Source organism: Pseudomonas sp. O39 (assembly GCF_045447295.1).
Taxonomy (GTDB): domain Bacteria; phylum Pseudomonadota; class Gammaproteobacteria; order Pseudomonadales; family Pseudomonadaceae; genus Aquipseudomonas; species Aquipseudomonas antarctica_A.
Map to the genome: position 1 here is coordinate 40,706 of NZ_JBJGXV010000002.1, position 19,927 is coordinate 60,632.

At 61.2% G+C, this 19,927-nt stretch carries 22 protein-coding genes and 1 riboswitch; of the genes, 19 read left to right on the forward strand and 3 right to left on the reverse strand.

Annotated elements, in window-relative coordinates; all coding sequences use genetic code 11:
* Positions 1 to 57: 57 nt before the first annotated feature.
* From ACI77D_RS02610 to ACI77D_RS02630, 5 genes are all read left to right on the forward strand, one after another.
* Positions 58 to 1,098, forward strand: a complete 1,041-nt coding sequence (locus ACI77D_RS02610; protein WP_407016002.1) for a DUF2066 domain-containing protein — start codon at positions 58 to 60, stop codon at positions 1,096 to 1,098.
* 56 nt (positions 1,099 to 1,154) lie between these two features.
* Entirely contained in the window at positions 1,155 to 2,228 is a 1,074-nt protein-coding gene (locus ACI77D_RS02615) for an AI-2E family transporter (protein WP_064453506.1), read from the forward strand.
* A 204-nt stretch (positions 2,229 to 2,432) separates the two neighbouring features.
* On the forward strand, positions 2,433 to 3,137 hold the full coding sequence (hda, locus tag ACI77D_RS02620) for a DnaA regulatory inactivator Hda (RefSeq protein WP_017134884.1): 705 nt from the start codon (positions 2,433 to 2,435) through the stop codon (positions 3,135 to 3,137).
* Positions 3,138 to 3,350: 213 nt separating this feature from the next.
* Positions 3,351 to 3,980, forward strand: a complete 630-nt coding sequence (locus tag ACI77D_RS02625) for a C40 family peptidase (RefSeq protein WP_128590734.1) — start codon at positions 3,351 to 3,353, stop codon at positions 3,978 to 3,980.
* 144 nt (positions 3,981 to 4,124) lie between these two features.
* A complete protein-coding gene (locus ACI77D_RS02630) occupies positions 4,125 to 4,667 on the forward strand; it encodes a C40 family peptidase (RefSeq protein ID WP_053257356.1) in 543 nt (180 codons plus the stop codon).
* Between the two features lie 74 nt (positions 4,668 to 4,741).
* Here ACI77D_RS02630 and ACI77D_RS02635 read toward each other — a convergent pair whose 3' ends face one another.
* Positions 4,742 to 6,055 carry a PQQ-dependent sugar dehydrogenase gene (locus tag ACI77D_RS02635; RefSeq protein WP_407016003.1) on the reverse strand — a complete coding sequence of 438 codons (1,314 nt, stop codon included), beginning with the start codon at positions 6,053 to 6,055 and terminating at the stop codon, positions 4,742 to 4,744.
* 99 nt (positions 6,056 to 6,154) lie between these two features.
* A riboswitch (cobalamin riboswitch) is annotated at positions 6,155 to 6,407 on the forward strand.
* A 78-nt stretch (positions 6,408 to 6,485) separates the two neighbouring features.
* Between ACI77D_RS02635 and cobO the strand changes: the two genes are divergently transcribed.
* The 14 genes from cobO (at position 6,486) to ACI77D_RS02705 (ending at position 17,841) form a co-directional block, all read left to right on the forward strand.
* The gene (gene cobO / locus ACI77D_RS02640) at positions 6,486 to 7,097 is read left to right on the forward strand and encodes a cob(I)yrinic acid a,c-diamide adenosyltransferase (RefSeq protein WP_407016004.1); all 612 of its coding nucleotides are present in this window, start codon (positions 6,486 to 6,488) and stop codon (positions 7,095 to 7,097) included.
* Positions 7,094 to 8,497, forward strand: coding sequence for a cobyrinate a,c-diamide synthase (locus tag ACI77D_RS02645; protein ID WP_407016005.1), 1,404 nt, complete (start codon positions 7,094 to 7,096; stop codon positions 8,495 to 8,497). Before cobO ends, ACI77D_RS02645 begins: the two co-directional genes overlap by 4 nt.
* Positions 8,494 to 9,144: a 5,6-dimethylbenzimidazole synthase gene (bluB, locus tag ACI77D_RS02650; protein ID WP_064453501.1), complete on the forward strand. Its 651-nt coding sequence runs from the start codon at positions 8,494 to 8,496 to the stop codon at positions 9,142 to 9,144. Before ACI77D_RS02645 ends, bluB begins: the two co-directional genes overlap by 4 nt.
* Positions 9,141 to 10,049: an adenosylcobinamide-phosphate synthase CbiB gene (cbiB, locus tag ACI77D_RS02655; RefSeq protein WP_064453500.1), complete on the forward strand. Its 909-nt coding sequence runs from the start codon at positions 9,141 to 9,143 to the stop codon at positions 10,047 to 10,049. The genes bluB and cbiB overlap by 4 nt, the downstream gene beginning before the upstream one ends.
* Entirely contained in the window at positions 10,042 to 11,031 is a 990-nt protein-coding gene (cobD, locus tag ACI77D_RS02660) for a threonine-phosphate decarboxylase CobD (protein ID WP_064453499.1), read from the forward strand. The genes cbiB and cobD overlap by 8 nt, the downstream gene beginning before the upstream one ends.
* Entirely contained in the window at positions 11,028 to 12,479 is a 1,452-nt protein-coding gene (locus tag ACI77D_RS02665; RefSeq protein ID WP_407016006.1) for a cobyric acid synthase, read from the forward strand. The genes cobD and ACI77D_RS02665 overlap by 4 nt, the downstream gene beginning before the upstream one ends.
* A 73-nt stretch (positions 12,480 to 12,552) precedes the next feature.
* On the forward strand, positions 12,553 to 13,074 hold the full coding sequence (gene cobU, locus ACI77D_RS02670; RefSeq protein ID WP_064453497.1) for a bifunctional adenosylcobinamide kinase/adenosylcobinamide-phosphate guanylyltransferase: 522 nt from the start codon (positions 12,553 to 12,555) through the stop codon (positions 13,072 to 13,074).
* Positions 13,071 to 14,126: a nicotinate-nucleotide--dimethylbenzimidazole phosphoribosyltransferase gene (gene cobT, locus ACI77D_RS02675; RefSeq protein WP_221295345.1), complete on the forward strand. Its 1,056-nt coding sequence runs from the start codon at positions 13,071 to 13,073 to the stop codon at positions 14,124 to 14,126. Before cobU ends, cobT begins: the two co-directional genes overlap by 4 nt.
* On the forward strand, positions 14,123 to 14,698 hold the full coding sequence (cobC, locus tag ACI77D_RS02680; RefSeq protein WP_064453495.1) for an alpha-ribazole phosphatase family protein: 576 nt from the start codon (positions 14,123 to 14,125) through the stop codon (positions 14,696 to 14,698). The genes cobT and cobC overlap by 4 nt, the downstream gene beginning before the upstream one ends.
* A 2-nt stretch (positions 14,699 to 14,700) precedes the next feature.
* Complete coding sequence (locus tag ACI77D_RS02685; protein ID WP_064453494.1) at positions 14,701 to 15,429, forward strand: adenosylcobinamide-GDP ribazoletransferase; 729 nt, start codon at positions 14,701 to 14,703, stop codon at positions 15,427 to 15,429.
* Positions 15,430 to 15,471: 42 nt separating this feature from the next.
* Positions 15,472 to 15,876 (forward strand): MarR family winged helix-turn-helix transcriptional regulator, encoded by a 405-nt coding sequence (locus tag ACI77D_RS02690; protein WP_064453493.1) that lies wholly within the window; start codon positions 15,472 to 15,474, stop codon positions 15,874 to 15,876.
* 55 nt (positions 15,877 to 15,931) lie between these two features.
* Positions 15,932 to 17,140, forward strand: coding sequence for an MFS transporter (locus ACI77D_RS02695; RefSeq protein ID WP_064453492.1), 1,209 nt, complete (start codon positions 15,932 to 15,934; stop codon positions 17,138 to 17,140).
* Complete coding sequence (locus ACI77D_RS02700; protein WP_257784281.1) at positions 17,137 to 17,259, forward strand: hypothetical protein; 123 nt, start codon at positions 17,137 to 17,139, stop codon at positions 17,257 to 17,259. The genes ACI77D_RS02695 and ACI77D_RS02700 overlap by 4 nt, the downstream gene beginning before the upstream one ends.
* Positions 17,260 to 17,292: 33 nt before the next feature.
* A complete protein-coding gene (locus ACI77D_RS02705; protein WP_221295341.1) occupies positions 17,293 to 17,841 on the forward strand; it encodes a glutathione peroxidase in 549 nt (182 codons plus the stop codon).
* Positions 17,842 to 17,904: 63 nt separating this feature from the next.
* Here ACI77D_RS02705 and ACI77D_RS02710 read toward each other — a convergent pair whose 3' ends face one another.
* Entirely contained in the window at positions 17,905 to 19,206 is a 1,302-nt protein-coding gene (locus tag ACI77D_RS02710) for an OmpP1/FadL family transporter (protein WP_064453490.1), read from the reverse strand.
* Between the two features lie 146 nt (positions 19,207 to 19,352).
* Positions 19,353 to 19,835, reverse strand: a complete 483-nt coding sequence (locus tag ACI77D_RS02715) for a hypothetical protein (protein ID WP_407016007.1) — start codon at positions 19,833 to 19,835, stop codon at positions 19,353 to 19,355.
* Positions 19,836 to 19,927 lie beyond the last annotated feature (92 nt).

A 19,927-nucleotide genomic window follows, 5' to 3' on the forward strand; every position in this document is an offset into this window, starting at 1 on the left:
CAAGCCGAGTTCACGCGGTCTGTTCCAGCCGCTAAATTTGTCGTTCGGGAATCTTTCATGCGTCTGTGTAAATTCTTCCTTGTAGGCTGCTTGTCGTTGGTCAGCCTGGCGAGTCATGCCGAAACCCTCAATGGCCTTTATCAAGTGCTTGAACCGGTCAGCAGCCAATCGCCTCAAGAGCGCGACGCTGCCACCCAACGCGCCGTGCAAACCCTGGTGATCCGCCTGACCGGCGACGCCAAGGCCGCCGACGGCCCGGGCCTGGCGGCAATTCGCAAAGACCCGCAACAAATCATCAGCCAGTATGGCTATGACGCCGGCCCACCGGAAAGCCTGCAAGTCGACTTCGACCCGGTGAGCACCGACCGCGCCCTGCGTGGAGCGGGCCTGTCGATGTGGGGCAGCAACCGGCCGTCAATTCTTGGCTGGTGGCTGAACGACTCCACCGAAGGCAGCAGCCTGGTCGGTGATGGTCAAGCGGTCGCCGGCGCGCTGCGTCGGGCGGCGCAACACCGAGGCTTGCCGCTGCGTCTGCCGCTGGGCGATCTGGATGAACAGGTGGTTGCGACTGCGCCTAATCTCGAAAGCGCCGACGCCACGCCATTGCGTGCAGCCTCCGAGCGCTATGGCGCCGACGCTTTGCTCGCTGTGCACGCCCGCCAGGAAGGCAACCAATGGCAGGCCAAATGGCGCCTGTGGCTGGGCGACAAAAGTGAGCAGGGTACCGCCCAGGGCGCAGACACCGCAGCGGTAGCCGATGCCGTATTGCTCGCGGTCAGCCAAAAGCTGGCGCCACGCTTTGCCGTCAAGCCCGGTGTGAGCAGCGAGCAATTGCTCGAAGTGCAGGGCATGAACCTGGAGCGCTACGCTGCCCTTGGTCATCTGCTTGAACCTTTTGGTGGCCAACCGCAGCGGGTTGATGGCAATCGCATTGTGTATCGCGTCAACGGCAGTGCCGAGCAATTGCGTACGCAGTTGAGCCTGGCCAAGTTGCAGGAAGTGCCTGCTGGTGAAACGCAGGTGTTGCCGCCGGTGGAGGGTGGTACACAACCAGCCGCTGCTCCTGAGCCCCAGGCGCAGTTGCGTTTTCGTTGGTAAATATTCTTTCTTCTTCTATATAGAAGGAAGGTAGCAAATAACAGATGGAGTGGTTTATGGCGGATACGCGTCGTTGGGTGTGGCTTGGCGGGATTGTCCTGCTGTGCGTGTTTGTATTCTTGCTGCATTCGATCCTGACGCCGTTTCTGGTGGCGTTGCTCCTGGCCTATTTATTCGATCCCGTGGTGGATCGCCTGGAGAAAGCCGGCCTGTCGCGCACCTTGGGCGTAGTGACGGTGTTTGCCCTGTTTACGTTGATCATCACCGCGTTGGTACTGGTGCTGGTGCCGATGTTGGCCAAGCAACTGTTTCGCCTGTATGAACTGGCGCCGCAGATGCTCGACTGGTTGCAGCACACGGCGATGCCGTGGGCTCAGGCCAAGCTGGGGCTGGCGGATGGTTTCTGGAAGTTCGACAAGGTCAAGGCGGCGATCAGTGAGCATATGGGCCAGACCACCGATATCGTCGGTGTTGTCCTGAGCCAGGCCACGGCGTCCAGCCTGGCGCTGATCGGCTGGTTGACAAACCTGGTGCTGATTCCTGTGGTAGCGTTCTATCTGCTGCGTGACTGGGACATCATGATGGCCAAGATCCGCAGCCTGCTGCCACGCAACAGCGAAGAGCGCATCGTGTCTCTGGCGGAGGAGTGCCATGAGGTGCTCGGCGCATTCGTGCGAGGCCAGTTGCTGGTGATGCTGGCCCTGGGGATTATCTATGCCGCCGGCCTGATGGCGATTGGCTTGGAGCTGGGCCTGTTGATCGGCTTGATCGCCGGTCTGGCTGCGATCGTGCCGTATATGGGCTTCGTGATTGGTATCGGCGCGGCACTCGTGGCCGGGCTGTTCCAGTTTGGCGGCGATCTGTATCCGATGCTGGGTATTGTTGCGGTGTTCATGGTCGGCCAGGCCCTGGAAGGCATGGTGTTGACGCCGCTGCTGGTGGGTGACCGGATCGGTCTGCACCCGGTCGCGGTGATCTTTGCGATCCTGGCGGGCGGAGAGCTGTTTGGCTTTACTGGCATCCTGCTGGCACTGCCGGTGGCGGCAGTGATCATGGTACTGGTGCGCCATGTTCACGATCTTTATAAGGATTCGGATGTGTACACCGGGGTTGAAGACCCCGATCTGTAACCGCTTCGTCACAAACCCGGCTCAGGCCGGGTTTGTTGTTTATGCAGCCGTGGTGTCAAACAATTTTCGAAAATTGACCCAAGCTAACGCAAACCTTTGATTTTGCTTGTGGTCTGCTGCATTGTGCGCCCGGCGTCACGGGTATAAACTTTGCAAACTTTACACAGAGGCCACTAACGGTTCGTTTGGAGCCGTTCAGTCAGCATGAAACCGATTCAGCTGCCCTTGGGTGTGCGTCTGCGTGACGACGCCACCTTTATCAATTACTACCCAGGCGCCAATGCCGCTGCACTCGGCTATGTCGAGCGGCTCTGCGAAGCCGACGCCGGGTGGACTGAAAGCCTGATCTATCTGTGGGGCAAGCACGGCGTGGGGCGTACCCACCTGTTGCAGGCCGCGTGCCTGCGCTTCGAGCAAATGGGCGAGCCGGCGGTTTACCTGCCATTGGCTGAGTTGATGGACCGTGGCATCGGGATCTTCGACCACCTTGAGCAGTACGAACTGGTCTGCCTGGACGATCTGCAGGCGATTGCCGGCAAGGCGGATTGGGAAGAAGCCTTGTTTCACCTGTTCAACCGTCTGCGCGACAGCGGACGACGGCTGTTGATCGCCGCATCCACGTCGCCGCGAGAGCTGCCGGTGAAGCTGGCCGACCTCAAGTCACGCCTGACCCTGGCGCTGATCTTCCAGATGCGCCCGTTGTCTGACGAAGACAAGTTACGCGCCCTGCAATTACGTGCATCCCGTCGCGGCCTGCACCTGACCGATGAAGTCGGGCACTTTATTCTCACGCGCGGCACCCGCAGCATGAGCGCGTTGTTCGATTTGCTGGAACAGCTCGATCAGGCCTCTTTGCAGGCCCAGCGCAAGCTGACCATTCCTTTCCTCAAGGAAACTCTCGGCTGGTAGCCAGCCCTTGTATTTCGCGGCTCTCGGCAAATTTCAGGCGCCAGAAAACCTGCGTTTGGGCTGGTTTGGCCACGCAAAAGGCATGTATGGGGTGTTAAGGGCTTAGATGTCATCGTCGAAACAAGAAGTCACATCGATCACGATTGAATTTGCAAATCGATGTGATAGAGGGCATAGTCTCGACTTCTTTACACATCAGCCACGGTCGTGCCCATGCTAAATCGCTTCGCACCCCTCGTGCCTCTCGCACTCGTTACCCTGTTGTTTGGTTGCGCCACCCACACTCAAAACGTGGCTGAGCAGCAAAAGACTCAACAACAGTCCCAGGCAAAGTTCGTTGCATCGCAGTCTTCCACTGTTTACCAGGAAGAACTCGCAACTGAAAAAGAACTGGCCGACTTCTCCGGCAGCAAGCCTTACCAGCTTCCAGTTCTGGCCGACAGCATCCTTGAACGCGGCATGTCCCTGATTGGTACCCGTTACCGTTTCGGCGGTACCTCTGAAGCCGGTTTCGACTGCAGTGGCTTCATCGGCTACCTGTTTCGCGAAGAAGCCGGCATGAACCTGCCTCGCTCGACACGCGAAATGATCAACGTGGATGCACCGTTGGTCGCACGCAATAACCTCAAGCCCGGCGATCTGCTTTTCTTTAGTACTGCAGGTCGTGGTCGCGTAAGTCACGCCGGTATCTACTTGGGCGATAACCAGTTTATTCACTCCAGCAGTCGTCGCAGTGGCGGTGTTCGAGTCGACAACCTGGGTGACAGCTACTGGAGCAAAACCTTCATCGAAGCCAAGCGTGCACTCGCCATGGCCCCGACTACCGTTACCGCTAGCAAGTAAAGTTAAAGTGATACTTGAAGTTTGACGTGTAAGCGCTAGAATCTCTGGATATTGTTGTAATCCGTTCGCGCGAGCTTTGCTTGCGCGTTCTGGTTTTCAGCGTTCGGCAGCGAAAGCCGCATCCAGATCAGGATTGTTCTGCCCATGTCGACCTCAGCCCGCCTCATTCTTCTTGTTTGTGCCGCGCTCCTCAGCGCCTGCGCAAGCCGTCCACCGCCGCCTGCCCCGGTAGCGGTCAAGCCGAAACCGGTGTTCAACTATTCCAGCCAAAGTTTCTCGCCTGCTGCCGAAGACGTACTCTTCCGAGCGCTGGGCCTGGTCGGCACGCCTTATCGCTGGGGCGGCAATACGCCGGACTCCGGGTTTGATTGCAGTGGCCTGATCGGCTTTGTATACCGCGACGCCGCGGGCATCTCCTTGCCGCGTACCACGCGTGAACTGATCGTGATGCGTGCGCAGGATGTCAGCGAGCAGAACCTGCAAACCGGTGACTTGCTGTTCTTTGCGACCGGTGGCGGTTCGCGGGTCAGCCACGCCGGGATCTACGTCGGCGAAGGGCGATTCGTACATGCCCCGCAAACCGGTGGTACGGTGAAACTGGATACGCTGTCCAAAGCCTATTGGCAGAACGCCTACCTGAGCGCCAAGCGCGTGTTGCCGGCTGAGCATCTGGCGCGCAATCCTTAAGGCTGAGCAGAGAATAAGATGTGGGAGAGGGCGAGCCCCTCCCACATTTGGTTTTGCGCTGTTTTTGAGGCCGGCTACTTAGCCGCCGACACCCGCCACACCTTATTTCCCACGTCATCCGCGACCAGCAAGTCGCCCTGCTGATCAATCACCACGCCCACCGGCCGGCCCATGGCTTTCTCGTCACTGTTGAGGAATCCGGTCAGCACATCCACGGGTTGCCCTTTGGGTTGCCCGCCCTCGAACGGTACGAAAATCACCTTGTAGCCACTGTGCGGCTTGCGGTTCCACGAGCCATGCTGGCCGATGAATGCGCCGTTGCTGAATTGCGCGGGGAGTTTGCTGCCTTCTGCGAACGTCAGCCCCAAGGACGCGGTGTGAGGCCCTACGGCATAGTCCGGTGCAATCGCCTTGGCGACCAGATCGGGGTTTTGCGGTGAGACGCGCACGTCCACATGCTGGCCATAGTAGCTGAAGGGCCAGCCGTAAAATGCGCCATCCTTGACCGAGGTAATGTAGTCGGGCACCAGGTCGCTGCCGATCTCGTCGCGCTCGTTAACCGCCGTCCACAGCTTGCCGCTCTGCGGTTCCCAGGCCATGCCGTTCGGGTTGCGCAGCCCGGAAGCAAAAATGCGGTGCTGGCCTGTGGCGCGGTCGACTTCCCAGATCGCCGCGCGACCTTCTTCTGCCTTCAGGCCGTTCTCGCCCACGTTGCTGTTGGAGCCGACACTCACGTACAGCTTGCGACCGTCCTTGCTGGCCACCACGTTTTTCGTCCAGTGGTGGTTGATACTGCCGCCCGGCAGGTCGACCACTGTGGTACCCGCTTGCTTGATCGAGGTTTCGCCTGGCTGATAGGGGAAGCGCAGCAGCTTGTCCGAATCGGCCACGTAAAGGTCGTTACCCACCAGCGTCATGCCGAACGGTGAATTGAGATTCTCCAGGAACACCGTGCGGGTCTCGGCGACGCCGTCGTGGTCGGCATCGCGCAGCAGCGTGATGCGATTCGGGCTTGGCACGCCTGCGCCTGCGCGGCCCATGACCTTCTCCATCACCCAGCCGCGAATACCCTTGGCATCATCCGGCTTGGGCGGGGCGTTGGTTTCCGCCACCAGCACATCGCCATTCGGCAAAACATACAGCCAGCGCGGGTGGTCCAGGCCTTCGGCAAACGCCGACACCTGAGTGCCGGCGGCGGCGGTTGGCTTCGCGCCGTCGGGCCAGCCGATGGCCGGGGCAATGTTTACGGTGGGGATCAGGGTTTTGTTCGGCTCCGGCAGTTTGGGCGAAGGCCCGGTGCCATCGGAGACCTTCAACGTGGAGCTTTCGCCGCAGGCGGCGAGGGTGCCTGCCAGCATGATCAGTAAGGCGAGTCTGGTTTTATGCATGGTTTTCTCCTTAATACCTGTAAGGGTAGAGGAGTGAGATAGTCCGATGGTTCAAGTGCAAGGCCAGCTTTAATTGACGCTCCACCCCCAACCCACTAACCTTCGCGGCTTGTTCCAGGTGCTCTGTGGCGGATACGCCGACAGAGTGAAACAGGGAAGCCGGTGAGTGAGCGCACTTGTACACAGTGCTGCCGCGATCCCGGCGCTGCCCCCGCAACGGTAAATGAGTCAAAACGGTGCCTTTTGCCACTGTATCCGCGTGATATGGGAAGGCGCGCCGTTGGCCTGCTCGCTCGATGAGCAAGAGCGCCACTTATGAGTCCGGAGACCGGCCTGGATCATCCAACAGCATCACGGTGGGCGATGCTTGGCTGTCTGTTTTTTCTTTTTCCTGCCCGCCGTTTTTGTCCAGCCCCAACGGAGAGCTGCCATGACTGATTCCCCCGAGCGCGACGAACGCCACCTGGCGCGCATGCTGCGCAAAAAAGCCGTGATCGACGAGCGCATCGCCAATTCCCCGAACGAGTGCGGATTGCTGCTGGTACTGACCGGCAACGGTAAAGGCAAGAGCAGTTCGGCATTTGGCATGCTGGCCCGCGGCATGGGCCACGGCATGCAGTGCGGCGTGGTGCAGTTCATCAAGGGGCGCCACAGCACGGGCGAAGAATTGTTCTTCCGCCGTTTCCCAGAGCAAGTGCGCTTCCACGTGATGGGCGAAGGCTTTACCTGGGAAACCCAGGACCGCCAGCGCGACATCGCCGCCGCTGAAGCGGCCTGGGCGGTTTCCCGCGAATTGTTGCAAGACCCGTCCATTGGCCTGGTGGTGCTGGACGAACTGAACATCGCCCTCAAGCACGGTTACCTCGACCTGGATCAAGTGCTCAGCGACCTGCAAGCCCGCCCACCGAAGCAGCACGTAGTGGTCACCGGCCGTGGCGCCAAGCCTGAAATGGTCGAAATGGGCGACACCGTCACCGAAATGGGCATGCTCAAGCATGCGTTCCAGGCCGGTATCAAGGCACAGAAGGGCGTCGAACTTTGAATCAGCCCCGTCATTGCCCGGCCGTACTGATCGCCGCACCGGCGTCCGGCCAGGGCAAAACCACCGTGACCGCTGCGTTGGCGCGTTTGCACCGCAACCTGGGGCGCAAGGTGCGCGTGTTCAAATGCGGGCCGGACTTTCTCGACCCCATGATTCATGAGCGTGCCAGCGGTGCGCCTGTGTATCAGTTGGACATGTGGATGGTCGGCGAGCAGGAAAGTCGCCGCTTGCTGTGGGAAGCGGCGGGCGAGGCGGACCTGATCCTGATCGAAGGTGTGATGGGCCTGTTCGATGGCACGCCCTCCAGTGCCGACCTGGCGCGGCATTTCGGTGTGCCGGTGCTCGGTGTGATCGACGGCACCGCCATGGCCCAGACCTTCGGCGCCCTGGCCTTGGGGCTGGCGCGCTATCAGCCGGACTTGCCGTTCGCTGGCGTGTTGGCCAACCGCGTCGGCACCCTGCGCCATGCACAGCTACTGGAAGGCAGCCTCACCGAAGGCCTGCGCTGGTATGGCGCGTTGTCTCGCGAAACCGCAATTGAATTACCCAGTCGCCACTTGGGCCTGGTGCAAGCCAGCGAACTGAATGACCTCGATGTGCGCCTGGACGCCGCTGCCGAAGCCCTGGGCAGCAGTTGCGAAGTCGCGTTGCCGCCGCCGGTGACCTTCGCCGCCCCGCAAGTGATCGAGGCCGAACCGTTGCTCGCCGGCGTGCGCATTGCGGTGGCCCGCGACGAGGCCTTTGCCTTCACTTACGGCGCCAGCCTTGACCTGCTGCGGGCGATGGGCGCCGAATTGCGCTTCTTCTCGCCGATCCATGATCGCCAATTACCCGAAGCCGATAGCTTGTACCTGCCGGGCGGCTACCCGGAACTGCACCACCGGGCATTGTCTGAAAACACTTCGATGCTCGACGCTATTCGCGCCCATCACGCGGCGGGTAAACCGTTGCTCGCCGAATGTGGCGGCATGCTGTACCTGCTGGACTCGCTCACCGATGTCGATGGTACCCGTGCCGAACTGGTTGGCTTGCTGCAGGGGGATGCGGTGATGCAGAAGAAGCTCGCGGCCCTGGCCCTGCAAAGCGTCGAGTTGCCGGAAGGCGTACTGCGCGGCCATACCTATCACCACTCCCTGACCAGCACCGAGTGGCAGCCGATTGCCCGTGGCCTTAGCCCTAACGGCGGGCGCGGTGCCGAAGCGGTGTACCGCCAGGGGCGGATGACGGCTTCCTACGTGCACTTCTATTTCCCGTCCAACCCGACGGCAGTGGCCGCATTGTTTGCGCCGAGCCATCAGGCCGCTATCGCAGGCAAGCCAGCGCCCTCATCGACCGGGTTCACCGATCACAATGTGGAAGCGGCGGTGCGACGATTCGACTTGCTCGCGAAGAAGCCATGACCGACAACGCCTTTCCTGAAGCCGACCGCCAGGCCGTCTATCGCGCCATCGCCGAACGCCGCGACATGCGCCACTTTATCGGCGGCACGGTTGCCCCAGAACTGCTGCACCGCCTGCTCCAGGCTGCGCACCAGGCGCCCAGTGTCGGCTTGATGCAGCCCTGGCGGTTTATCCGTATCAGTGACCGCCGGTTGCGTGGGCAGATTCAACACCTGGTGGAAGAAGAGCGCGTGCGCACCGCCGAGGCGTTGGGCGAGCGTTCCGATGAGTTCATGAAACTCAAGGTCGAAGGTATCCATGATTGCGCCGAAGTGTTGGTGGCAGCGCTGATGGATGATCGCGAGCGCCACATTTTTGGCCGTCGCACCTTGCCGGAAATGGACATGGCATCGTTGTCCTGTGCGATCCAGAATCTATGGCTGGCAGCCCGCGTCGAAGGCCTTGGCATGGGCTGGGTCTCGCTGTTCGAGCCGCAGGCCCTGGCCGACCTGCTGGGCTTGCCGGCCGGTGCGAAACCCTTGGCGGTGCTATGCCTGGGGCCGGTAGCCGGGTTCTATCCGGCACCGATGTTGCAGCTCGAAGGCTGGGCCGAACCACGGCCGCTGAGTGACATGTTGTATGAGAATGTGTGGGGAGTGAGTCAATGAGTGTGGCCTTGCTGTGTGTCGCTGCGGTGGCGCTGGATGCGCTGCTGGGCGAGCCTAGGCGCTGGCATCCGCTGGTGGCATTCGGCAATTTCGCCGGGCGCATCGAGCAACGTTTCAATACCGGAGGCCGTGGCTGGCGCAGCCACGGCGTGACCGCGTGGGTTATCGCGGTGGTGCCGCTGACCCTGATGGCCACTGCGTTGTCGTGGGCGCCTTATATCGGTTGGGTGCTGGAGATTTTAGCGCTGTACTGCGCGCTGGGTATGCGCAGCCTCGGTGAGCACGTGATCCCGGTGGCCCAGGCGTTGCGCAGTGATGACCTGGATGAAGCGCGCAAACGCGTGAGTTATCTGGTCAGCCGCCAGACCAGCGAGCTGGACCGCACCGAAGTCGCCCGCGCCGCCACGGAGTCGGTGCTGGAAAACGGCAGCGACGCGGTGTTTGCCGCGCTGTTCTGGTTTGTGGTCGCCGGTGTGCCGGGCGTGGTGCTGTATCGCTTGAGTAACACCCTCGACGCCATGTGGGGCTATCGCAACGAACGCTTTGAGCGTTTCGGCTGGGCGGCTGCCAAGATCGACGATGTACTCAACTACATCCCTGCGCGGCTGGTGGCTTTGACCTACGCCGTGCTGGGCAAAACCCGCCTGGCGCTTAAATGCTGGCGCACCCAGGGCCCAACCTGGGACAGCCCCAATGCCGGCCCGGTGATGGCGGCTGGCGCGGGCGCACTGGGTGTCGAACTGGGTGGCGCGGCGATTTATCACGGCGAGTTACATCAGCGCCCGTCATTGGGCGAAGGCCCGCCAGCCGATGCCGATTCTATTGATCGAGGCTGGCAACTGGTGCAGCGCGGCGTATGGTTATGGCTGCTGATCCTCTGCGCGGGGGCGCAATTTTATGCTTGAACACGGTGGTCGCCTGCGTAAGGCAGTGATTCAGTACGGAATCGCCGAGGCGGATTGGCTCGACCTGTCCAGCGGCCTGGCGCCCTGGCCCTGGCCGATCCCCGAGATCCCGTTGCGGGCCTGGGCGCGTTTGCCGGAAACCGATGACGGCTTGGAAAAGGCTGCCAGCGAGTATTACGGCGCCGCCCATGTGTTGCCGGTCGCGGGTTCCCAGGCAGCAATCCAATTGCTGCCGCGCTTGCGTCGCTCCGGCAAGGTCGGGGTGTTGTCGCCGTGTTATGCCGAGCACGCCGAAGCCTGGCGTCGCGCAGGTTACGTGGTGCGCGAAGTGCAGGAGCAGGAAGTCGACTTCTTTCTCGATGGCCTCGACGTGTTGGTGGTGGTCAATCCGAACAATCCCACCGGACTTAGCCTGACCCCGCAACGCCTGCTGGAATGGCATGCGCGGCTGGCCCAGCGCGGCGGTTGGCTGGTAGTGGATGAAGCCTTTATGGACGTCACCCCGCAATTAAGCCTGGCCAGCCACGCCCATCAAGTCGGCCTGATTGTGTTGCGCTCGTTCGGTAAGTTCTTTGGTTTGGCCGGTGTTCGCTTGGGCTTTGTGTTGGCCGAACGCAAGTTGCTCAAGCTATTCGCCGAACAGCTCGGCCCATGGTCGGTCAGCGGGCCGACACGGGTGCTCGGCCAAGTATGCCTGCGCGATATGGCCGGGCACGCCCGCCAGCGTGAGCGCTGTATCGAAGCGGGCCAACGCTTGTTTGACCTGCTTGAGCGCCATGGCTTTCAACCCCACGGTGGCTGCGCCTTGTTCCAGTGGCTGATTACACCGCACGCCGAACACATGCACGAATTCATGGCTCAGCGCGGCATCCTGCTGCGCCTGTTTGTCCACGACAGCAGCCTGCGCTTCGGTTTGCCCGACACCGAGGCGCACTGGCTGCGACTCGATGAAGCCCTGGCCGCCTACAAGGAAGCCATATGAGTACGCTGATGGTGCAAGGCACCACCTCCGACGCGGGTAAAAGCACTCTGGTGACCGCGCTCTGCCGCTGGCTGATTCGCCAGGGCGTCGCGGTGGTGCCGTTCAAGCCACAGAACATGGCCCTCAACAGTGCCGTGACTGCCGAGGGCGGTGAGATCGGCCGAGCCCAGGCGGTGCAAGCCCAGGCGGCCAATCTCGCGCCTCACACCGATATGAATCCGGTGCTGCTCAAACCCAACAGTGACACCGGCTCGCAGGTGATCATCCATGGTCGAGCCGTGACCACCATGAACGCCGTGGCCTATCACGACTATAAAGCCATCGCGATGCAAGCGGTGCTGGCCTCCCACGCGCGGTTGAGCGAGGCCTACCCGGTGGTGATGGTGGAAGGCGCGGGCTCCCCGGCGGAAATCAACCTGCGCGCCAATGACATCGCCAACATGGGTTTCGCCGAAGCGGTGGATTGCCCGGTGCTGTTGATTGCCGATATCAATCGTGGAGGCGTGTTTGCCCACCTGGTCGGCACGCTGGAGTTGCTTTCGCCCACGGAGCAAGCGCGGGTCAAGGGCTTCATCATCAACCGTTTTCGCGGCGATATCGCCTTGTTGCAACCCGGCCTGGATTGGCTGGAAGCCCGCACCGGCAAACCGGTGGTGGGCGTGTTGCCCTACGTGATGGACCTGCACCTGGAGGCCGAAGACGGCATCGACGCGCGTCAGATCGACAAGGCGGCGCAGGTGTTAAACGTGGTGGTGCCGGTGTTGCCGCGAATCAGCAATCACACCGATTTTGACCCGCTGCGCCTGCATCCTCAGGTAGATCTGCAATTCATCGGGCCGGGCCAGGCGATTCCGGCCGCCGACCTGATTATCCTGCCGGGTTCAAAAAGTGTGCGCAGCGATTTGGCGTACCTGCGCGCCAATGGCTGGGACACCGCTGTGGCTCGGCACTTGCGCTACGGCGGCAAGGTGCTGGGGATTTGCGGCGGGTTGCAGATGCTCGGCGAGCAGGTGCATGACCCGCTTGGGCTGGAAGGGCCGGCAGGGTCAAGCGAAGGCTTTGGGTTGCTGGCGTTCAGTACGACGCTTGCCGAAGAGAAACAGTTGCGCAATGTGCGTGGGCGCTTGTTGCTGGAGGACGCTCCGGTCAGTGGCTATGAGATCCACGCGGGTGTGACCTCCGGCGAAGCGCTGTCGAAAGCCGCCGTGCTGCTGGATGACGGCCGCAGTGACGGTGCCCAGAGTGAGGACGGCCAGATCTTCGGCACGTATTTGCATGGTCTGTTCGAGACCCCGGCCGCTTGCAGTGCCTTGTTGCGCTGGGCGGGGCTGCAGGATGTGCAGGAAGTCGATTACCACGCGCTGCGCGAGCGCGATATCGAGCGCTTGGCGGACCTGGTGGAGAACCATCTGGACACCGATTTATTGCGCACGTTATGTGGGGTTTAACGGTGTGCACGCCGTCCAAATGTGAGCGCGGGCCTGCATCAAAATATCCGCCGACCGAAAGAGGTGGTTTTCCATGCATCAGTTGATCCTCGGCGGCGCCCGTTCCGGCAAAAGCCGCCTTGCCGAAAAGCTCGCTGCTGACAGCGCGTTGCCTGTCATCTATATCGCCACCAGCCAACCGCTTGACGGTGAGATGAACGCGCGCGTCGCCCTTCATCGCCAGCGCCGTCCCGATCATTGGGGCCTGATTGAAGAGCCCATCGAACTGGCGCGCGTACTGCGTGAAAACGCGTCGTCCGATCGCTGCCTGCTGGTGGATTGCCTGACCCTGTGGCTTACCAACCTGTTGATGCTCGAAGACCCGGCACGCCTGGCGCTTGAGCGTGAATACCTGCTGCAAACCCTGGCCTCGCTGCCGGGTGAAATCATTTTTGTCAGCAACGAGACCGGTTTGGGTGTCGTGCCGCTGGGCGAATTGACTCGCCGCTATGTGGATGAAGCCGGTTGGCTGCATCAAGCCTTGGCCGAGCGGTGTCAGCGTGTTGTCCTGACGGTTGCCGGCCTGCCCCTGACTTTGAAAGGTACTGCGTTATGACTGACACCTGGTGGCTCAACCCCTGCAAGGCCATGGACGCTGCGGCGTACGAACACGCCCTGGCTCGCCAGCAGCAACTGACTAAGCCGGCCGGCTCGCTCGGCCAGTTGGAAGCCGTGGCGGTGCAATTGGCCGGCCTGCAAGGCCAGGTCAAACCGTCGGTGGAGCAGCTGTGGATCGCCATTTTTGCCGGCGACCATGGCGTCGTCGCTGAAGGCGTGTCGGCATTTCCCCAGGAGGTGACCGGGCAAATGCTGCATAACTTTGTGACGGGTGGCGCGGCTATCAGTGTGTTGGCGCGACAGCTGGACGCGCAGCTGGAAGTGGTCGACCTTGGCACCGTGACGCCGTCGCTGAGCTTGCCGGGTGTGCGCCACCTGAACATTGGCGCGGGCACGGCGAATTTCGTCAACGGCCCGGCGATGACTGAGGCGCAGGGGCGCCTGGCCTTGCAAGCCGGTCGAGACAGTGCGCGCCGTGCATTGCAAAGCGGCGCGCAGCTGTTTATCGGCGGCGAGATGGGTATCGGCAACACCACTGCCGCCAGTGCGTTGGCGTGTGCGTTGCTCGATTGCAAGGTGAGTGACCTGACTGGCCCGGGCACCGGCTTGAATGCCCAGGGCGTCAGCCACAAAGTGGCTGTCATCGAGCGCGCGCTGGCGCTGCATGCAGGGCAACGTGGCGACGCGCTGCAAACCTTGTTCAACCTCGGCGGTTTTGAAATCGCCGCGCTGGTCGGCGGCTATCTGGCCTGTGCCCAGGAAGGCATCGTGGTGCTGGTGGATGGGTTTATCTGCACCGTCGCCGCGCTGGTCGCCACACGCTTGAACCCGGCGTGCCGCGAATGGCTGGTGTTCGGCCATCGTGGTGCTGAGCCGGGTCATCGGCATGTGCTGCAAAGCCTCGACGCCAAACCGCTGCTGGAACTGGGCCTGCGCCTGGGCGAAGGCAGTGGTGCGGCGCTGGCGGTGCCGTTACTGCGCCTGGCGTGCGCGTTGCACGGGCAGATGGCGACGTTCGCAGAAGCGGCCGTGGCAGATCGCCCGGCATGACGTTGCACCTGGACCTGCTGCGTCACGGCGAAACCGAATTGGGCGGCGGCCTGCGCGGCAGCCTGGACGATGCGTTAACCGCCAAGGGCTGGGAGCAGATGCGCGCCGCCGTGGCGGAGCAGGGGCCGTGGGATCGCTTGATCAGCTCGCCGTTGCAACGTTGCGCGCTGTTCGCACGTGAGTTGGGCGCACGCCTCAATGTGCCGGTGAGCCTGGAAAAGGCTCTGCAGGAACTGCACTTCGGCGCCTGGGAAGGGCAAAGTGCAGCGGCGTTGATGGAAACCGACGCTGAAGGGTTGGGCTTGTTCTGGGCCGATCCCTACAGCTTTACGCCGCCCGATGGTGAGCCTGTCAGCGAGTTTTCCGAACGTGTTCTAGGCGCGGTCTCACGCTTGCATCAGGCTTATGCCGGTGAGCGCGTGTTGCTGATCAGCCACGGTGGCGTGATGCGCCTGCTGCTGGCTCGGGCGCGCGGTTTGCCGCGCGAGCAACTGTTGAATGTCGAGGTCGGTCACGGTGGGCTGTTCAGCCTGCAGGTCGCTGCCGATGGTGTGTTGAAGGAAGGAATCTGACGATGCTGCCGTTCTGGATCGCCCTGCAATTTCTCAGCAGTCTGCCGATTCGTTTGCCGGGCATGCCGCAGCCTCAGGAACTGGGGCGTTCGTTGCTCTTTTATCCGCTGGTGGGCGTGTTATTCGGGGTGCTGTTGTGGGGCCTGAATGCCGTGCTGATGGGCGCGCCGCTGTTGCTGCATGCGGCACTGCTGTTGACGGCGTGGGTACTGCTCAGTGGCGGCCTGCACCTGGATGGCCTGGCGGACAGCGCCGATGCCTGGCTCGGAGGTTTCGGCGATCGCGAGCGCACGCTGAGCATCATGAAAGACCCCCGCAGCGGGCCGATTGCCGTGGTTACGTTGGGCTTGGTGTTGTTGCTCAAGTTCACGGCGCTGGTGGCCCTGATCGAGCAGCACAACGGCGCGGCGTTGATCCTCGCGCCGCTGATCGGGCGTGCTTCGATGTTGGCGCTGTTCCTCACTACGCGCTACGTGCGTGCAGGAGGTTTGGGCCAGGCATTGTCGGATCATTTACCAAGGATAGTCGGCCAACAGGTGCTGATCCTCAGCGGTCTGGCCTGCATCCTGATCGGCGGTTTCAGTGGCGGTATTGCCGTTTTGCTGGCTGCGCTTTGCTTTATCGGCCTGCGCCAGCTTATGGTCAATCGGCTCGGCGGCACCACTGGCGACACGGCGGGCGCGCTGTTGGAGCTTTTGGAAGTCGCGGTTTTGGTTGGCTTGGCGCTGTAACACTTTCTTGCATTTCCTCAATCCCGGGTATATACACGCTCTATGCTTGCCTCCCAATGCTTATGCACCAACCTGCGACGCGCCGCCCGTGGCGTCAGCAGGCATTACGACGGCGCTCTCGACGGCTTCGGGATCAACGTCGCCCAGTATTCCTTGCTGTGCAACTTGCAGCGCCTCGACCAACCGAGCATTTCCAGCCTGGCCGAAGCCATGGGGCTGGATCGCAGCACCTTGGGGCGTAACCTTCGGGTGCTGGAGGGAGAGGGGCTGGTGCTGTTGGTCGAGGGTGATGACCTGCGCAACCGCCTGGTGCTGCTGACGCAAGCCGGCGAAGAACGACTGGCTGCCGCCTTGCCGGCGTGGGAAGCGGCGCAGCAGAAGTTGATTGATCGGTTAGGTGTCGAAAAGCGCGAAACGTTGTTGGCCTTGCTGGATGAACTCGCCTGAGCGCGGGTTCTTTTTGACTACACGCGGGTATATACCCGCGAGCGGAGAATAAGAAATGACCTCGATGTGGCGCACCAGTGGTTGGGTTCTTTTGGGCAGTGCGCTGATCCTGGCGTTGTCCTTGGGCGTGCGGCATGGCTTTGGCCTGTTCCTGGCGCCGATGAGCAACGAATTCGGCTGGGGTCGTGAGACTTTTGCCTTCGCTATCGCCCTGCAGAACCTGATCTGGGGCCTGGCACAGCCGTTTACCGGCGCCTTGGCCGACCGTTTCGGCGCTACCAAAGCGGTGTTTGTCGGTGGCGTGCTGTACGCCGTGGGGCTGGTGCTGATGGGCATGTCCGATTCGGCGTGGTCGTTGTCGCTAAGTGCTGGCTTGCTGATCGGGATTGGCCTTTCGGGCACCTCGTTCTCGGTGATTCTCGGTGTGGTCGGCCGCGCCGTGCCGCCGGAAAAGCGCAGCATGGCCATGGGTATCGCAAGCGCTGCAGGTTCCTTCGGTCAGTTCGCCATGGTGCCGGGCACCTTGGGGTTGATCGGCTGGCTGGGTTGGTCCGCCGCCTTGCTGGCGTTGGGCCTGATGGTGGCGTTGATCTTGCCGCTGGTGGCGATGCTCAAGGACAAGCCGCTGCCGGTGATGGCGGGTCAGCAAACCCTGCGTGAAGCATTGAAGGAGGCCTGCTCCCACTCTGGATTCTGGCTGCTGGCGTTCGGCTTTTTCGTCTGCGGTTTTCAGGTGGTGTTTATCGGTGTGCACCTGCCGGCGTATCTGGTCGACCAGCATTTGCCAGCGACGGTAGGCACTACAGTGCTGGCCTTGATCGGACTGTTTAACGTGTTCGGCACTTACACTGCCGGCTGGCTCGGCGGGCGCATGTCCAAGCCGCGCTTGCTGACCGGCCTGTACCTGTTGCGCGCGGTGGTGATCGTGTTGTTTCTGTGGGCGCCGGTCACTGAAGTCACGGCTTACCTGTTCGGCATGGCCATGGGCTTCCTCTGGCTGTCGACGGTGCCGCTGACCAACGGCACCGTCGCGACCTTGTTCGGTGTGCGAAACCTCTCGATGCTGGGCGGCATTGTGTTCCTGTTCCATCAGCTGGGCTCGTTCCTCGGCGGTTGGTTGGGCGGGGTGGTCTATGATCGAACCGGCAATTACGATTTGATCTGGCAGGTGGCGGTGCTGTTGAGCCTGCTCGCTGCGGCCCTCAACTGGCCGGTGCGCGAGCGACCAGTGGCGCGATTGCAGACGCAGATGGAGGCGGCATGAGTTTCAACAGGTACTGGCTTGGCGGGGCAGGGGCGGTGACGCTTCTGCTGCTTTTGGCGTGGTGGGGTTGGCAGCGCGGCGGGCTGGCGTTGATGCAACTGGGTATGTCGATCTGTTAAGTTCGTAATCTGGAAACTTTCAAGGACCACGACATGCAGTTGCGCTGGCTTGCAGTACCCATCTTGATGGCGATTGGCAGTGTTGCCATGGCCGCCGATTGCCCACCGTTGCTGGCGGGCGAGTTGCCCAAGCTGCGGGCCAAGGAATCCATTGATTTGTGCCAGCGCTTCGCCGGCAAGCCCTTGGTGATCGTCAATACCGCCAGCTTCTGTGGGTTCGCGCCACAGTTTAAAGGCCTCGAAGCCTTGTACCAGCGCTATAAGGGCCAAGGGCTGGAAGTGATCGGCGTGCCGTCCGATGATTTCAAACAGGAAGCCAAGACAGGTGAGGAGACCGCCAAGGTCTGTTATGTGAATTACGGCGTGACCTTCACCATGACCGAGCCGCAAAAAGTCAAAGGGCCGGACGCGGTGCACCTGTTCAAGATTCTGGCGCAGCAGACCAGCGCGCCGAAGTGGAACTTCTATAAGTACGTGGTGGACCGCCAGGGTAAGGTGATTGCCAACTTCTCCAGTTTGACCAAACCCGACAGCCCGGATTTGATCAAGGCAGTGGAAGAGGCGTTGGCCTCCAAACCTTGATCGTAGGCCATTAAAAAGCCCCGCTTCCTTTGCAGGAACGCGGGGCTTTTTTTACGGCTTAAATCAGAACTTGTACGTCACGCCCAGGCCGAAGCCGTTGGCGCTGTTTTCGTACTTGGAAGCGTAGGTCTGACCCAGCGCGTTCTGCTTGTTCACCTTGACCGGCTCTTCCTTGAGGTAGGAATAAGCCAGGTCGACGGTCATGTTATCCATCACCGCGTAGCCCAAGCCGACACTGAAGATCGTCCGGTCACCGGTAGGAATACGCGGCGAGCGATCAGTGTTGTTGGTAGGCGACTGGTCGAAGGTCAGACCGGTACGCAGTACCACTTGTTTGGTGATCTGGTACGAGGTACCCAGGGCGTAGGCCCAGGTGTCGTGCCAGTTTTGCGGCTCTTGGATCTGACCGACGATCTGAGGTGCGAGTGCACCACCGGCTCGGGTCACGCCTTCGTTGTTGACGGTAATGTCTTTCAGGCGGCTCCAGCGCGTCCAGGTTGCACCGCCGTAGACCTTCCAGGCATCGCTCAGGTCTTGAGTGACCGAAGCATCCCAGGATTCAGGGGTGTCAACTTTCAGCGATGCATCGTAGCGGCCTGCACCCAGATAGGCAGCTGGAACGCCAGTGCCCGGGGTTACGTCGGTGTGGCCTTCGAGCTTGTATTTCACTTCCGAGTGATAAGTCAGGCCAACGCGGGTGGTGTCGGTGGCTTGCACCAGGATACCGGCGTTGAAGCCAAGGGCGGTATCGTCGCCTTTGACTTTGACTTTGCTGTCACCGGTGCCTGCCAGCCCAGGAAGCGGCAGCAAACCCAGGTTTGGCTGCGACTCAAGGGTGCCCGAAATACGGTTGATGGTTGGACCAAAACCGATCGACACCTTGTCATTGAAGGCGTAGCTGACAGTCGGCTGGAAGGTAATGACTGCCACTTCACTTTTGCTGCCGAAAGCACGGCCCTGGAAGCCACGTTCGTAGTCAGTCTTCAGGCCGAACGGTGCGTAAACACCGAAGCCGATTGCCCACTGGTCGTTAAGTTTATTGGTGTAGAAGCCAAAAGGGACCGCGGTGAACGGGACCATGTCGCCTTTGTTACTGCCGCGCGAGCGACCGCTGGCGTCTTTGATGTCGGTTGTTGCATCGATCGCTGCAACACCACCAGTGATTTGCTGGCCTTCCAGGCGAGCCATACCGGCAGGGTTACCATAGACGGTGCTTGCGTTATCGGCAGAAGAAGAGCGGCCTGCGAAACCCGTACCCATGCCGGCGACGTCTTGTTCGTTCAGGGCAAAGCCGCTTGCGAACAGTTGGGAGGATGCCATGGTAACGGCGAGGCTAAGTGTGGTCTTGAGCATTACTTTTTTCATTATTAGAACTCCGTGGTGATCACCGCTGCGGAAAGTATCAACAATTTTAAGTTAGCGCTATAGGTTGTAATGTAGGAGATAGAGCGGTTTTGTAGGACAATCCGACCAAAATCAACGTTTTTAGCCGAATCTTGCAAAAAGCCTGATCAACAAGTGACGTGATTCTGGGGTGAAACACAGGTTTGCCAGGCTTGAGTGAAATCTCGCAGCCGGCCTTGAGGGTGAAATATTTCCTTCCAGATACGCGCCATGGCCAGTACGTCGCCCGGCTGTGGCAATGTGGTGCGATGCTGTTCTACCAGCAGCCAGGCGATGGCGGTGGCGTAACGCAGGTTCACCGTAAGCTCCAACTGGGGTGCACTCAGAAATGCATGCTGGCTGGCGAGGCCGCGCACCAGGCTGGCGCGCTCGGGGTCGCGAGCGAGGTATTCGTCCCAGAGGGCGCGGTGGCGAGGTTCGGTGATGCTGTACAGGCGGTGGCCGCGCCTGTCATGCAGGGCGGAGCCAAGTTCCGATTGGCTGGCGGCAATCCCCAGCAGCAGGGATTCGGCGGTCGGATGATGGCGGCCGAGGTAAATCAAGGTTGGCCTGATCACATAACGACACAATTCGCTGGCGGCGATACCCATACAGGCCTCAATCCATGAAAGTGGTCGACGAAACCTGAGAGAGGGAGCTTGGCAGCGGTGAATCGGACTCAGGCTCGTCGCAAGCGGATCAT

What these genes read in the sequence shown, in the direction of transcription:
- ACI77D_RS02715 (WP_407016007.1), bottom strand. Translation starts at nt 19,835, where the DNA reads ATGGGTATCGCCGCCAGCGAATTGTGTCGTTATGTGATCAGGCCAACC.
- hda (WP_017134884.1), top strand. Translation starts at nt 2,433, where the DNA reads ATGAAACCGATTCAGCTGCCCTTGGGTGTGCGTCTGCGTGACGACGCC.
- cobT (WP_221295345.1), top strand. Translation starts at nt 13,071, where the DNA reads ATGACTGACACCTGGTGGCTCAACCCCTGCAAGGCCATGGACGCTGCG.
- ACI77D_RS02665 (WP_407016006.1), top strand. Translation starts at nt 11,028, where the DNA reads ATGAGTACGCTGATGGTGCAAGGCACCACCTCCGACGCGGGTAAAAGC.
- ACI77D_RS02705 (WP_221295341.1), top strand. Translation starts at nt 17,293, where the DNA reads ATGCAGTTGCGCTGGCTTGCAGTACCCATCTTGATGGCGATTGGCAGT.
- cobD (WP_064453499.1), top strand. Translation starts at nt 10,042, where the DNA reads ATGCTTGAACACGGTGGTCGCCTGCGTAAGGCAGTGATTCAGTACGGA.
- ACI77D_RS02610 (WP_407016002.1), top strand. Translation starts at nt 58, where the DNA reads ATGCGTCTGTGTAAATTCTTCCTTGTAGGCTGCTTGTCGTTGGTCAGC.
- ACI77D_RS02625 (WP_128590734.1), top strand. Translation starts at nt 3,351, where the DNA reads ATGCTAAATCGCTTCGCACCCCTCGTGCCTCTCGCACTCGTTACCCTG.
- ACI77D_RS02690 (WP_064453493.1), top strand. Translation starts at nt 15,472, where the DNA reads ATGCTTGCCTCCCAATGCTTATGCACCAACCTGCGACGCGCCGCCCGT.
- ACI77D_RS02615 (WP_064453506.1), top strand. Translation starts at nt 1,155, where the DNA reads ATGGCGGATACGCGTCGTTGGGTGTGGCTTGGCGGGATTGTCCTGCTG.
- ACI77D_RS02700 (WP_257784281.1), top strand. Translation starts at nt 17,137, where the DNA reads ATGAGTTTCAACAGGTACTGGCTTGGCGGGGCAGGGGCGGTGACGCTT.
- ACI77D_RS02685 (WP_064453494.1), top strand. Translation starts at nt 14,701, where the DNA reads ATGCTGCCGTTCTGGATCGCCCTGCAATTTCTCAGCAGTCTGCCGATT.
- ACI77D_RS02710 (WP_064453490.1), bottom strand. Translation starts at nt 19,206, where the DNA reads ATGAAAAAAGTAATGCTCAAGACCACACTTAGCCTCGCCGTTACCATG.
- bluB (WP_064453501.1), top strand. Translation starts at nt 8,494, where the DNA reads ATGACCGACAACGCCTTTCCTGAAGCCGACCGCCAGGCCGTCTATCGC.
- ACI77D_RS02630 (WP_053257356.1), top strand. Translation starts at nt 4,125, where the DNA reads ATGTCGACCTCAGCCCGCCTCATTCTTCTTGTTTGTGCCGCGCTCCTC.
- cobC (WP_064453495.1), top strand. Translation starts at nt 14,123, where the DNA reads ATGACGTTGCACCTGGACCTGCTGCGTCACGGCGAAACCGAATTGGGC.
- cbiB (WP_064453500.1), top strand. Translation starts at nt 9,141, where the DNA reads ATGAGTGTGGCCTTGCTGTGTGTCGCTGCGGTGGCGCTGGATGCGCTG.
- ACI77D_RS02695 (WP_064453492.1), top strand. Translation starts at nt 15,932, where the DNA reads ATGACCTCGATGTGGCGCACCAGTGGTTGGGTTCTTTTGGGCAGTGCG.
- ACI77D_RS02635 (WP_407016003.1), bottom strand. Translation starts at nt 6,055, where the DNA reads ATGCATAAAACCAGACTCGCCTTACTGATCATGCTGGCAGGCACCCTC.
- cobU (WP_064453497.1), top strand. Translation starts at nt 12,553, where the DNA reads ATGCATCAGTTGATCCTCGGCGGCGCCCGTTCCGGCAAAAGCCGCCTT.
- cobO (WP_407016004.1), top strand. Translation starts at nt 6,486, where the DNA reads ATGACTGATTCCCCCGAGCGCGACGAACGCCACCTGGCGCGCATGCTG.